The 11,230-nt window shown below is 66.5% G+C and carries 14 protein-coding genes (1 of these 14 only partly in view); 9 read left to right on the plus strand and 5 right to left on the minus strand.

Annotated features, from left to right (window positions below):
• Nucleotides 1–17 precede the first annotated feature (17 nt).
• Together LZ519_RS07685 and LZ519_RS07690 are read left to right on the plus strand one after the other, a co-directional pair.
• On the plus strand, nt 18–425 hold the full coding sequence (locus LZ519_RS07685) for a DUF2147 domain-containing protein (protein ID WP_249868108.1): 408 nt from the start codon (nt 18–20) through the stop codon (nt 423–425).
• A gap of 72 nt (nt 426–497) precedes the next feature.
• The gene (locus LZ519_RS07690; RefSeq protein WP_249868109.1) at nt 498–893 is read left to right on the plus strand and encodes a DUF2147 domain-containing protein; all 396 of its coding nucleotides are present in this window, start codon (nt 498–500) and stop codon (nt 891–893) included.
• On the opposite strand, the gene hutH is transcribed toward LZ519_RS07690, so the two are convergent.
• Genes hutH through hutI form a run of 3 tightly spaced genes read right to left on the minus strand, consistent with a single transcriptional unit; the run spans nt 890 to nt 5,272 of the window.
• A complete protein-coding gene (gene hutH / locus LZ519_RS07695; protein ID WP_249868110.1) occupies nt 890–2,398 on the minus strand; it encodes a histidine ammonia-lyase in 1,509 nt (502 codons plus the stop codon). The two genes, LZ519_RS07690 and hutH, sit on opposite strands and share 4 nt — an antisense overlap.
• Complete coding sequence (gene hutU / locus LZ519_RS07700) at nt 2,395–4,056, minus strand: urocanate hydratase (RefSeq protein WP_249868111.1); 1,662 nt, start codon at nt 4,054–4,056, stop codon at nt 2,395–2,397. The genes hutH and hutU overlap by 4 nt, the downstream gene beginning before the upstream one ends.
• A 4-nt stretch (nt 4,057–4,060) precedes the next feature.
• A complete protein-coding gene (hutI, locus tag LZ519_RS07705) occupies nt 4,061–5,272 on the minus strand; it encodes an imidazolonepropionase (RefSeq protein WP_249868112.1) in 1,212 nt (403 codons plus the stop codon).
• A gap of 41 nt (nt 5,273–5,313) precedes the next feature.
• Here hutI and LZ519_RS07710 point away from each other — a divergent pair, with 41 nt between their 5' ends.
• On the plus strand, nt 5,314–6,195 hold the full coding sequence (locus tag LZ519_RS07710) for an arginase family protein (RefSeq protein WP_249868113.1): 882 nt from the start codon (nt 5,314–5,316) through the stop codon (nt 6,193–6,195).
• Here the strand turns inward: LZ519_RS07710 and LZ519_RS07715 are convergent.
• Both LZ519_RS07715 and LZ519_RS07720 read right to left on the minus strand, forming a co-directional pair.
• Complete coding sequence (locus tag LZ519_RS07715) at nt 6,192–6,776, minus strand: alpha-ketoglutarate-dependent dioxygenase AlkB (protein WP_249868114.1); 585 nt, start codon at nt 6,774–6,776, stop codon at nt 6,192–6,194. The two genes, LZ519_RS07710 and LZ519_RS07715, sit on opposite strands and share 4 nt — an antisense overlap.
• Nucleotides 6,773–7,768: an ATP-dependent DNA ligase gene (locus LZ519_RS07720; RefSeq protein ID WP_249868115.1), complete on the minus strand. Its 996-nt coding sequence runs from the start codon at nt 7,766–7,768 to the stop codon at nt 6,773–6,775. Before LZ519_RS07720 ends, LZ519_RS07715 begins: the two co-directional genes overlap by 4 nt.
• A 108-nt stretch (nt 7,769–7,876) precedes the next feature.
• Between LZ519_RS07720 and LZ519_RS07725 the strand changes: the two genes are divergently transcribed.
• From LZ519_RS07725 to LZ519_RS07750, 6 genes are all read left to right on the plus strand, one after another.
• Entirely contained in the window at nt 7,877–8,161 is a 285-nt protein-coding gene (locus LZ519_RS07725) for a MoaD/ThiS family protein (protein ID WP_249868116.1), read from the plus strand.
• Nucleotides 8,158–8,616, plus strand: a complete 459-nt coding sequence (locus LZ519_RS07730) for a molybdenum cofactor biosynthesis protein MoaE (RefSeq protein ID WP_249868117.1) — start codon at nt 8,158–8,160, stop codon at nt 8,614–8,616. The genes LZ519_RS07725 and LZ519_RS07730 overlap by 4 nt, the downstream gene beginning before the upstream one ends.
• A 3-nt stretch (nt 8,617–8,619) precedes the next feature.
• Nucleotides 8,620–9,156 (plus strand): molybdenum cofactor biosynthesis protein B, encoded by a 537-nt coding sequence (gene moaB, locus LZ519_RS07735; RefSeq protein ID WP_249868118.1) that lies wholly within the window; start codon nt 8,620–8,622, stop codon nt 9,154–9,156.
• On the plus strand, nt 9,153–9,626 hold the full coding sequence (gene moaC, locus LZ519_RS07740; RefSeq protein ID WP_249868119.1) for a cyclic pyranopterin monophosphate synthase MoaC: 474 nt from the start codon (nt 9,153–9,155) through the stop codon (nt 9,624–9,626). Before moaB ends, moaC begins: the two co-directional genes overlap by 4 nt.
• The gene (locus tag LZ519_RS07745) at nt 9,623–10,810 is read left to right on the plus strand and encodes a molybdopterin molybdotransferase MoeA (protein ID WP_249868120.1); all 1,188 of its coding nucleotides are present in this window, start codon (nt 9,623–9,625) and stop codon (nt 10,808–10,810) included. The genes moaC and LZ519_RS07745 overlap by 4 nt, the downstream gene beginning before the upstream one ends.
• 70 nt (nt 10,811–10,880) lie before the next feature.
• Nucleotides 10,881–11,230, plus strand: partial view of a cytochrome b/b6 domain-containing protein gene (locus LZ519_RS07750; protein WP_249868121.1) — the 5' portion only. 406 nt of this gene lie beyond the right edge of the window; the window shows 350 of its 756 coding nt (coding positions 1–350); it begins with the start codon at nt 10,881–10,883; its stop codon lies off the right edge, out of view.

Consider the following 11,230-nt stretch of genomic DNA (forward strand, 5'->3'; position numbering starts at 1 on the left):
GCGGTAAGGACGGTTCCATGCTTTTTGGCCTGATCCTGGCTTTGGCGGTGCAACCAGCCGCGGTCGCCCCGGAATCGATCGAGGGAACGTGGCGAAGCCCTGGCGGCAACAGCATCGTCACCATCGCGCCTTGCGGCGACAGCCTCTGCGGCACGGTCGCCTGGGCCAGCGAGAAAGCGAAGAAAGATTCCGCGAAGACGACCGGCCAGCTGGTCGGCACTCAGCTTCTCACCGGCCTGAAACGCGACAAAAGGGGGCGCTGGCAAGGCAAATTGTTCATTCCCGACAAGAACATGCGCGTCACCGCAAAGATCGAGCGGATCAGCGGCGACCAATTGAAGGTTTCGGGCTGCGCCATGGGCAAGTCGCTCTGCAAGGCCACTCAGTGGACCCGGGTTGAAGGCCCCTTGCCGGATCAGGAATAACCGCAGGCGCGTTCATCGCCGCGCAAGCTGAAGGCTCCATTGCTGCCACAAAGCACAGCTAAACCGGTGAACATGAAACGGATTTTCGCAACAACGGTAGCTCTCGCCCTCGTGTCCGGGTCGGCGCCGGCATTCGCCAAGAGCCCGATCGAGGGCCGCTGGAAGAACGGCAAGATGGAGGTCGTCATCGCGCCGTGCGGCCGCGACCTGTGCGGAACCGTGGTCAAGGCATCGCCGACCCAGCAGGCCAAAGCCGAGCGCGGGAGCGACACCGAACTGATCGGCGCGCGGCTGATCAAGGACATCGAAAGGACAGGCGCGAGAAGCTACCGCGCGACCGTCTTCCTCGCCGACCGCAACATTTATGCGCGCGGGACAATCAACCAGGTGTCCAACGACAAGCTGACCGTTCGCGGCTGCGTGCTCGCGGTGATCTGCCGGTCGAAGAACTGGGATCGGGTGCGCTAGCCGAGAAAGTCCTCGCCTGCACCGATCTCGCCCGCCAGCACAGCGAACTGAAGTGCGGCCATGTCGTCCGCCCAGTAGCGGTCAGACGTAAAGCCTGGCGACAGCTTGCGAACGCTCGAAAGAACCTCCTGCAGCTTCGGCGACGTTTTCAGCGGTGCGTGAAAATCCACACCCTGCGCTGCGGCGATCAGCTCAACCGCGACGACTCCCGCGGCGTTGCGAGCGATCGTTCCCGCCTTGCGGGCTGCGATCGGCGCCATCGACACATGATCTTCCTGGCCGGCTGACGTCGGGATCGAATCGACGCTCGCCGGGAAAGCGAGGCTCTTGTTCTCGCTGACCAGCGCAGCGGCCGTCACCTGCGGGATCATCAGGCCGGAATTGAGGCCCGAATTCTCGACCAGGAAGGGCGGCAGCCCGCTCATCTTCGGGTCGATCAGGACGGCAGTGCGGCGCTCGGAAATCGAGCCGACTTCGCACAGCGCCATCGCTATCGTGTCGGCGGCGAAGGCGACCGGCTGGGCGTGGAAATTGCCGCCGGAGATCGCGCAATCCTCGTCTGGGAAGACGATCGGATTGTCGGTGACCGCGCCGGCTTCGATGGTCAGAGTCCGCGCCGCGTTGGCGAGCAGGTCGAGCCCCGCGCCCATCACCTGCGGCTGGCAGCGAAAGCTGTACGGGTCCTGCACCTTGGGGCAGCCCGTCGCATGGCTGGCGACGATCTCGCTTCCGTCGAGAAGGTCGCGGAGCGCCTTTGCGACGCGGATCTGGCCGGGCTGGCCGCGAAGCTTGGAAACCCGCGGATCGAACGGCTTCACCGAACCCTTGAGCGCATCGACCGAAAGCGCTCCGGCGGCGATGGCGGCCGCGAACACGCGCTCGCCGGCGAACAAGGCGTCGAGCGCGATGGCGGTCGATGTTTGCGTGCCGTTGATCAGCGCCAGCCCCTCCTTGGGGCCGAGCTGGAGCGGGTCCAGCCCGAGCTTTTGCAGCGCTGCGGCGGCGGGCATGACTTCGCCGGCGACATCGATGCTGCCCTGGCCCATCAGCGCTGCGCTCATGTGCGCGAGCGGTGCGAGATCGCCGGAAGCGCCGACGCTTCCCTGGCTCGGGATGACGGGAATTGCGTCCTTCTCCACGAGCGCCTGAAGCGCTTCGATGACGACCGGGCGAACGCCGGAAAAACCGCGACCGAGGCCGAGCAGCTTCAGCAGGATCATCAGCCGCGAGACGTGGCGCGGGAGCGGGTCGCCCAGCCCCGCGCTGTGCGACAGGATGAGGTTGGTCTGGAGCTCGGCAAGCCGGTCGTCGGGGATTCGCGTGTTGGCGAGAAGCCCAAAACCGGTGTTGACTCCGTAGACGGTCTCGCCGCCCGCGACGATCCGCTCCACCGAGGCGGCGGAGTCCGCGACACGCTGCATCGACGTGTCGTCGAGCGAGCCTTCCGCGCCAGCACAGAGCTGGCGGAGCTGGTCGAGCGTCACCTGTTCTGGATTGAGCTTCAAGTGGTCACCATCGGCAGGTCGAGTCCCTGTTCGCGAGCGCATTGGATGGCTTTTTCATAGCCTGCGTCCGCATGGCGCATCACCCCGGTGCCGGGGTCGTTCCAAAGCACCCGCTCGAGCCGCCGCGCCGCATCGTCGGTTCCGTCGGCGACGATCACCTGGCCCGCGTGCTGCGAATAGCCCATTCCGACGCCGCCGCCGTGGTGGAACGACACCCAGGTCGCGCCGGACGCGCAATTGAGAAGCGCGTTGAGGATGGGCCAGTCGGAGACGACGTCGCTTCCGTCCTTCATGCTTTCCGTCTCGCGGTTGGGCGAGGCGACGCTGCCGCTGTCCAGATGGTCGCGGCCGATGACGATCGGGGCGGAGACTTCACCGCTCCTCACCATCTCATTGAACGCGAGGCCGAGACGGTGGCGCTGGCCTAGTCCGACCCAGCAGATCCGCGCGGGAAGTCCCTGGAAGGCGATCCGCTCGCGCGCCATGTCGAGCCAGCGGTGCAAGTGCCTGTCGTCGGGGATGAGCTCCTTCACCTTCGCGTCGGTTTTATAGATGTCCTCAGGGTCGCCGCTAAGCGCCGCCCAGCGGAACGGGCCGATCCCCCGGCAGAAGAGCGGGCGGACGTAGGCGGGGACGAAGCCCGGGAAGTCGAACGCGTGGGTGACGCCCTCGTCGAAAGCTTCCTGGCGGATGTTGTTGCCGTAATCGAAAGTCGGGACGCCCTGTGCCTTGTAGGCGAGCATGGCCTCGACGTGCTTGGCGATCGACTGCTTTGCGGCTTCGGCGACGGCGGCGGGATCTCGCTCGCGCATTTCCTGCCACTTGGCGACGCTCCAGCCCGCCGGGCAATAGCCGTTCGCGGGATCGTGGGCGCTGGTCTGATCGGTGAGCGCATCCGGCTTGATCCCTCGCTCGAGCATCTGAGGAAGGATTTCGGCGGCGTTGCCGAGCAGGCCGACGCTGGTCGGCTCGGTCGCGGTGCGGATGATCTCCAGCGCCTCGTCGATGCTGGTCGCGCGCCTGTCGAGGTAGCGGGTCTCCAGCCTCTTCTCGATCCGGCTTTCCTGGACCTCGATGGCGATGCAGTGGGCGCCCGCCATCACCGCCGCGAGGGGCTGCGCTCCGCCCATCCCGCCGAGCCCTGCGGTCAGGATCCACTTGCCGGACAGGTCGCCGCCATAATGCTGGCGGCCCATCTCGACGAAGGTCTCGTAGGTGCCTTGGACGATGCCCTGCGTGCCGATGTAGATCCAGCTTCCGGCGGTCATCTGGCCGTACATCATGAGGCCCGCGCGATCGAGCTGGTTGAACGTGTTCCAGTTCGCCCACTTGGGCACGATGTTCGAATTGGCGATGAGGACTCGCGGCGCATCCTTGTGCGTGCGGAACACGCCGACCGGCTTGCCCGACTGGACGAGCAACGTCTGGTCTTCCTCCAGCCGCTCAAGCGTCTCGACGATCTTGTCGAAGCATTGCCAGTTGCGCGCGGCACGCCCGATCCCGCCATAGACGACCAGGCTCTGCGGGTCCTCGGCGACCTCATCGTCGAGGTTGTTCTGGAGCATCCGCACCGCCGCTTCGGTGGTCCATTGCTTCGCCACGATCTCGCTTCCGCGGCGGGCGCGGATGTGGCGGCTGTTGTCGCGTCTGTCGGTCATTCTTCTATGTATCGTCCCCGGCGTAGATCCGCCGCTCAGGCCCCGGAAGGCCGATCCAGTAGCCGAGCTCGGCCAGGCTTTCGAGCCGCCACACGCAAAGGTCGGCGGCCTTGCCGACGGCGACCGTTCCGATTTCCTCCTCGATCCCGAGCGCCTTTGCGCCGTTGATCGTCATGCCAGCCAGCGCCTCCTCGGGCGTGAGGCCGAACAAAGTGCACGCCATGTTCATCGCCAAGGTCGGCGAAAGCAAAGGCGAAGTGCCGGGGTTGCAGTCGGTCGCGACGGCGATCGGGACCTTGTGATCGCGAAGCAGCTGCACCGGCGGCTTCCGCTCTTCTTGCAGGGCATAGAAGGCCCCGGGCAACAACACCGCGACCGTCCCCGCCTCCGCCATCGCTGCCGCGCCATGCTCGTCGAGATGCTCGAGATGATCGGCAGACAGAGCGTTGTATTTCGACGCGAGCGCAGCGCCATTCTGGTTCGACAATTGCTCGGCATGAAGCTTGACCCGAAAGCCGCGCGCGTGCGCCGCCTTGAATAGGCGCTCCACCTCGTCAGACGAGAAGGCCATGTCCTCGCAGAAGGCATCCACCGTTTCAGCAAGCTGCTCGTCGGCGACCGCTGGAAGAAGCTCGTCGATGACCATCGACACATAGCCGATCCGCCGGTCCTTCCACTCTGCCGGCAAAGCGTGGAGGGCGAGCAAGGTCGGGACGATGCGGACGGCCTCGCTGGCGGCCAGCGCCTTGGCGCAACGGAGCAGCCGAAGCTCGCCTTCGAGGTCCAGCCCGTAGCCGGACTTGATCTCGATCGTCGTCACCCCGCCCTTCATCAGCGCATCGAGGCGCATCGCAGCCGAGGCCAGCAGCTCCGGCTCCGATGCTTCGCGGGTGCGCTTCACAGTCGAGGCGATCCCGCCGCCCGCTTCGGCGATTTCCTGATAGCTGGCGCCGGCGCGGCGCATCGCATGCTCGTCGGCGCGGTTGCCGCCGAAGATAAGGTGCGTGTGGCAGTCGATCAGGCCGGGCGTCACCCACGCGCCTCCGAGCGGAAGAACTTCGCGCGCGCGATTGCCGGCAAGGTCGGTCCTGGTGCCGACGCGGACGATCCGGCCGTCCTGGATTCCGATGGCGCCGTTTTCGATTATGCCCAGCGGATTGCCGGGCGCAGGCTCCATGGTCGCAACATGGCAATCGGTGAGGAGACGGTCCCACATGGATTTGCCCTTAGGGAAGAGGGGCTGTTAGGGCAAAAGCCATGAGCGCCTGGCCCAATCTTTCCGACCTTCTGATCGACGACGACAGCCCCGTTCCCATCGGGCTTGTCGGCGCGCCCCTCGCTGCGGGGTCGGTCACTCCCGGTGGGTGCGACAAGGCGCCGTCGCTGCTCCGCGAGACGCTGAGGCGCATCGGAACCTACGACGTGGAGATGGGGCGATCGATCTTCACCGCCATCCGTGACCGGGGAGACGTCTCGCTTGGCGGCATGTCGATCGAGGAGGCCACAGGCCCCATCACGGAAGCGGTGGCGGCGAGCGTCGCCGACCACGCGCTCACATTGGTCGTCGGGGGCAACAATGCGGTGACGAGGCCGGCGGTGCTTGGACTCGGCCTCCCGCTCGAGGAGGTGGGACTGATCACACTCGACGCGCACTTCGACATGCGCGACCTCGACGACGGCCTGAGCAACGGCAACCCGGTTCGAGCCCTGATCGAGGACGGGCTTCCGGGCGGCAACATCGCCCAGATCGGCCTCGCAAGCTTCGCCAATACGGCAAAGATGCACCAGGACGCGCTTGCTGCAGGCAATCTCGTCGTCACCATGGAACAGGTCAGGCGCGACGGGATCCGAAGCGCGGTCGAGCGGGCGATCGAGCATGTGTCGAACTGCACCGCTGTCGTCCTCGACTGCGACATCGACGTGATCGACCGGAGCCAGATGCCCGGGGCCCCGGGCGCGCGACCCGGCGGGATGCAGGTCGCCGACTTTTTCTGGGCGGTCCGGAAGATCGCGGAGTATCCGCTGGTGCGGGTCATCGACCTTACCGAATGGGACCCGCCGCTGGATCCGACCGACCTCAGCGCTTTGACCGCGGCCCGCTGGGTCGCCGAGTGCGTCGCCGGTTTCGAGAGCCGCTAGGGGGAAGTCGCGATCCTTCGGCCCTTCTCCGAAAGGGTTCGGAATGTGATGGAAAAGCGCAGCGTCTCGCCGGGCGCGATGCCGTGCTCCCATTCGTGCCGCGCTTCGCCGGAGAGCAGATAGGCCGAGCGAGGCTCGACCTCGACCTGCATGCGGTCGAAGCCCCCGGCGCGTCGCCTCCGGAAGCGGAGCATTGCCGGCGTGCCGAGCGAAACTCCGACGACGGTCTCGAAGACCGAGCGGTCCTTGTGCCAGCCGATGCCCGCGCCGGGATCGTAGCGAACCAGCAGCGCGTGCACGAAATCGTCCGGCCGGACTCCCGCAAGGCCCGCCGCCTTCGACCGCAGCGGCTCGAGCCAGCCGGGGATCGGCTCAGACGGCGAGAAGCTGGCGTCGTCGAAATCGTAGCGCCAACCGAAGCTTCGAGTCAGGCGCTTGCCGGTCCAGCCGTGGAACCGAAAGGGCGACAGCTCCTCCGCCGAAAGGTGGCCGACGAGCTCCTGCTCCTCGGCATGCGTGATGAACTCCGGCCGGTAGTCTAGCCCGGCGATGACAGGTTCGCCGAACAGATCCGCGGTCACTGGCCGAACACCTCGGCGAGCTCCGACGGGCGAAGCTCCGGCTTGAGCTGGTCATAGGTGCACTGCTTAGGATCCTTGTCCGGCCGCCAGCGGACGATCGACGTTCCGTGGCGGAAGCGGCCGGCGGTCACCTGGTCGTACTTCACCTCGACGACGAGCTCGGGCCTCAGCGGCTTCCACTGGCCTGATCGCGCAGTTCGCCAGCGGCTGGGCCCCCCGGGAGCATCCCCGGTGAACCCGGGTGGCTCGATCAGTTTTTCGAGCTCCTTCGTCAGCTGCTCGCGCTCGTTCGCGGGAATCGCCGAAGTGAATCCGACGTGGTTGAGAAGGCCCTTGGAATCGTAGAGGCCGAGCAGCAGCGAGCCGACGAAATCGTGCTTTTCCCCATAGCGAAAGCCGCCGACGACGCAGTCCGCGGTGCGCTCGGGCTTCACCTTCACCATCGCCCGCTCGCCGGATTTGTACGGCTGGTCGCGCCGCTTGGCGATGACTCCGTCGAGTGCGCCGCCGGACCGTTCCAGCCAGCCGATCGCGAGATCACGCTCGCGCGTTGCCGGCGACAGCTTGAGCTGGGGCTGATCGGTGGAGGCGTGGAATTTCTCCAACGCCGAGCGCCGCTCCGACAGGGGCCGGTCCGACAAATCCTCGCCGCCCAGCGACAGGAGGTCGAACAGCATCAGCTCGGCGGGGCTCTCTGCGGCGAGCTTGCGCACCCGGCTTTCCGCCGGGTGAAGCCGAAGTTGCAGGGCGTCGAAGGAGAGGACGTCGCCGACGGTGATGATCAACTCTCCGTCGAGGAGGAATCGATCCTGCTTCAGCCTGGCCAGCACCTCGAGCATTTCGGGAAAATAGCGGCCGAGCGGCTTCCCGCTCTTGGAGATCAGCTGGACGTCGTCGCCTTCGCGCCGGGCGAGGCAACGAAAGCCGTCCCACTTGGGCTCATATTGCCAGCCCTCGCCGACCGGCAGCTCGGCAGCGAGCACGGCTTCCATCGGCGTTGGCGCTTTCGAAGACTGAGCCATGCGTTCACAAGTGCCGTCGGCCTCAACTCGTTCCGTGACCGAGAGTCGGCCATAATTAGTTGACGCCGCCGCGCTGGCATGGCGAGAGCACCCCATGCTCCGCAATCCGCAGGTCGCCGAGTGAAGATCGGCTTCTACGGGCGCCTCGCCCAGGCCATCGGTCCGAAGGTCGAGGTCGATATCCCCGCGCACTCGCGCGTCGGGGACGTTCGCCGAATCCTAGCCGAAAAATTCCCGGGCGGTGCCGCGACTCTTGCGAGCGGGCGGTCAAAAGCCTGCGTCGGCGGCGCAATCGTCGGCGACGAGCAAATGGTTTCCGAGGGCGACGAGATCGAGTTCCTTCCACCTGTGTCCGGCGGATGAGCATCGTCGCCCGTCTTGAAGGAAAACGGCTTCGCCCGGACCTCGAGCTTGCGGCGTTGGTCGCCGAAGCGGCCGGCGACGGAGCAGTCGTAAGCTTCACCGGAATTGCGCGTCCGCGCTCGTCGGGCGGAGAGGCGGTGGATGTGCTGGTGCTCGAGCATCACCCGACGCTGACCCAGAAATCGCTCGAAGACATCGCCGGCGCCGCGGCTGAGCGGTTCGACGTCACTCATGTCCGCGTCGTCCACCGCTTCGGGGAGGTTCCGGCTGGCCAGCCGATCGTATTCGCCGGCGCCGCGTCGCCGCACCGCCGGTCGGCCTTCGATGCCGCTGACTACCTGATGGATCGGCTGAAGACCGAGGCGATATTCTGGAAACGCGAGACGGGCGAGGCTGGATCGCGCTGGATCGAGCCCACCGAGACCGATTATTCCGACCGCGAGCGCTGGGACTGAGGAATGGCAGGGATCGACGAAGGCCTGACCTTTTACCCGCTTCGGATCGCGGTCCTCACCGTATCGGACACGCGGACGGAGGAGACCGACAAGTCGGGCGCGCTTCTCGTCGAGCGGCTGAGCGCCGCCGGCCACGAGCTGGCGGGAAAAGCCATCGTCAGCGACGAGGTTGAGTCGATCCGGGACCAGGTTCGCTCCTGGGCTGACGACCCGCAGGTGGACGTGATCATTTCCACCGGCGGCACCGGCTTTTCGCCGCGGGACGTGACTCCGGAGGCGGTGAAGCCGCTGTTCCGCCGCGAGATGGACGGCTTTTCCACGGTCTTCCACCATGCCAGTCTCGGCACCGTCGGGCTTTCGACGCTCCAGTCGCGCGCCTTCGCGGGCCAGATCGACGACACATTCATTTTCTGCCTGCCGGGCTCGACCGGGGCGTGCCGCGATGGCTGGGACTTGGTGCTCGGCCAGGAGCTCGACAGCCGCTACCGGCCCTGTTCGCTCGCGGGGCAGGTGCCGCGGCTCAGGCATTTGTGCGCATGAGCAAGCTTTCCCATGTCGATGACCAGGGCCGGGCGCGGATGGTCGATGTGACCGATAAGGCCGCCACGACTCGAACCGCGACCGCCGTTGGCACCTTGGCTTGCTCGCCGGGGACGCTGGAGCAGATCCGCGCCGGGACGACCCCGAAAGGCTCCGTGATCGCGACCGCCGAGCTCGCCGGGACCATGGCCGCCAAGCGCACGGCCGAGCTGATCCCGCTTTGCCACCCGCTGTCGCTGACGAAGGTCGAGGTGCAGGTCGAAATCGACGAAGGCCTGCCCGGTCTGCGGGTACGGTCGGAGGTGCGCACAAAAGGCGTCACCGGTGTCGAAATGGAGGCGCTAACCGCCGTTTCCGTCGCCTGCCTGACGTTGTTCGACATGCTCAAGGCGATCGACCGAACGATGGTCATCGGCGACATCGCGGTCGTCTCGAAGACGGGCGGGAAGTCCGGCGACTGGGCGCGATGATCAGCTTCGACGAAGCGGTCGCCGAGATCGGGCGCGTGGCCAAACCTCGGGGCTTCGAGAGCGTAAGCATCGAGGAGGCGGCGGGGCGGGTGCTCGCATCGCCCGTCGTAGCCGCGATCGATTCCCCGCGAACGGACGTTTCCGCGATGGACGGCTATGCGCTTGCGGATGCCGACCTTCGAGCCGTTCCCGCGCGGCTGACCATCGTCGGAGAATCCTTCGCGGGCGCCGGCTTCGGCGGCTCAATGGGCGCCGGGGAATGCGTGCGCATCTTCACCGGCGCGCCTGTCCCGGCCGGCGCCGACCGGGTGGTGATGCAGGAAAATGTTCGCCGCGAAGGCGACATCGCCATCTTCGAAAGCGCGCCTGGCAATGCGCGTCACGTGCGCGTCGCGGGAAACGATTTTCGCTCGGGCGACCAACTGCTGGATTGCGGTCGCTTTCTCGATCCGCGGGGGATTGTCGCTGCCGCCGCGGCCGATATTGCCGGAGTGCAGGTTTATCGCCGGCCGCGAGTGCATATCCTCAGCACCGGCGATGAGCTTGCCGAACCCGGCAGTGCGACCTCGCGGGCGGATGCGATCCCCGAGAGCGTCTCGTTCGGCGTTGCCGCGATGGCGAACCAATGGGGCGCCGACGTGACCGGCCGCAGCCGCCTTCGCGACGAGCTTGCCGGCATGCGGTCGGCCGCAGCCAGCGCGGCAAAGGAAGCGGACCTGGTGATCGTCACTGGCGGCGCCTCCGTGGGCGAGAAGGATTTCGCCAAGGCGATGTTCGAGCCAGCGGGGCTCGAGCTCGTCTTCTCCAAGGTGGCGATGAAGCCCGGGAAGCCGGTGTGGCTAGGCCGCGCGGGCGAGGCGCTGGTCCTCGGGCTCCCCGGCAACCCGACTTCGGCCATGGTGACTGCCCGCCTGTTCCTCGCGCCTCTTCTGGCCGGGATGACGGGCAGGCGGATGGAAGATGCCCTGGGCTGGCGCAACGCCCCGCTCGAGGCCCCTCTCGCCGAATGCGGGAGCCGCGAGACGTTCCATCGCGCCTGCTGGTCCGGCGAGCGCGTGCAGCTTGTCGGCAATCAGGATTCCAGCGCGCAGAATGCGCTTGCGCAGGCTGACCTGCTCGTCCGGCAGCGGCCGAACTCGCCGCGGCTTGAAGCCGGCGGATTGGTGCAAACGCTCGCCTTCTGAAGGACTATCGCCCAGGGCCTATTAGCCCTGCTTCGGCCGCGCTATGCTTCTGCTCGCCGGGGAGACGTTGATGAACGACGCTGCCGTCACCGCCGAGCCGATCGAAGCGCGCTCGCCGCGCCGGTTTGCCTATCGCCACCGGCTGCCAACGCGCATCTGGCACTGGGTCAACGCCATCACCGTCATCGTCATGCTGATGAGCGGGCTGATGATCTTCAACGCTCACCCGCATCTCTATTGGGGGCAGTTCGGGGCAAATTTCGACCATCCGTGGCTGACGTTCAAAGGTCGCCCGTTCCCGGGATGGGCAACGATTCCCTCAACCTACAATTTGGCCGCGGCGCGTCGCTGGCACCTCGCGTTCGCCTGGGTTCTGGTGACGGGGTTCGTGCTATTCCTGGCCGTGAGCCTGCGGAACCG

Source organism: Sphingomonas anseongensis, assembly GCF_023516495.1.
GTDB lineage: Bacteria > Pseudomonadota > Alphaproteobacteria > Sphingomonadales > Sphingomonadaceae > Sphingomicrobium > Sphingomicrobium anseongensis.

Excerpts from the sequence above, each read along its gene's own strand:
- LZ519_RS07725 (WP_249868116.1), top strand. The coding sequence starts at position 7,877 with ATGGCGAGAGCACCCCATGCTCCGCAATCCGCAGGTCGCCGAGTGAAG.
- hutI (WP_249868112.1), bottom strand. The coding sequence starts at position 5,272 with ATGTGGGACCGTCTCCTCACCGATTGCCATGTTGCGACCATGGAGCCT.
- moaC (WP_249868119.1), top strand. The coding sequence starts at position 9,153 with ATGAGCAAGCTTTCCCATGTCGATGACCAGGGCCGGGCGCGGATGGTC.
- LZ519_RS07720 (WP_249868115.1), bottom strand. The coding sequence starts at position 7,768 with ATGGAAGCCGTGCTCGCTGCCGAGCTGCCGGTCGGCGAGGGCTGGCAA.
- moaB (WP_249868118.1), top strand. The coding sequence starts at position 8,620 with ATGGCAGGGATCGACGAAGGCCTGACCTTTTACCCGCTTCGGATCGCG.
- LZ519_RS07685 (WP_249868108.1), top strand. The coding sequence starts at position 18 with ATGCTTTTTGGCCTGATCCTGGCTTTGGCGGTGCAACCAGCCGCGGTC.
- LZ519_RS07745 (WP_249868120.1), top strand. The coding sequence starts at position 9,623 with ATGATCAGCTTCGACGAAGCGGTCGCCGAGATCGGGCGCGTGGCCAAA.
- hutU (WP_249868111.1), bottom strand. The coding sequence starts at position 4,056 with ATGACCGACAGACGCGACAACAGCCGCCACATCCGCGCCCGCCGCGGA.
- LZ519_RS07730 (WP_249868117.1), top strand. The coding sequence starts at position 8,158 with ATGAGCATCGTCGCCCGTCTTGAAGGAAAACGGCTTCGCCCGGACCTC.
- LZ519_RS07690 (WP_249868109.1), top strand. The coding sequence starts at position 498 with ATGAAACGGATTTTCGCAACAACGGTAGCTCTCGCCCTCGTGTCCGGG.
- LZ519_RS07710 (WP_249868113.1), top strand. The coding sequence starts at position 5,314 with ATGAGCGCCTGGCCCAATCTTTCCGACCTTCTGATCGACGACGACAGC.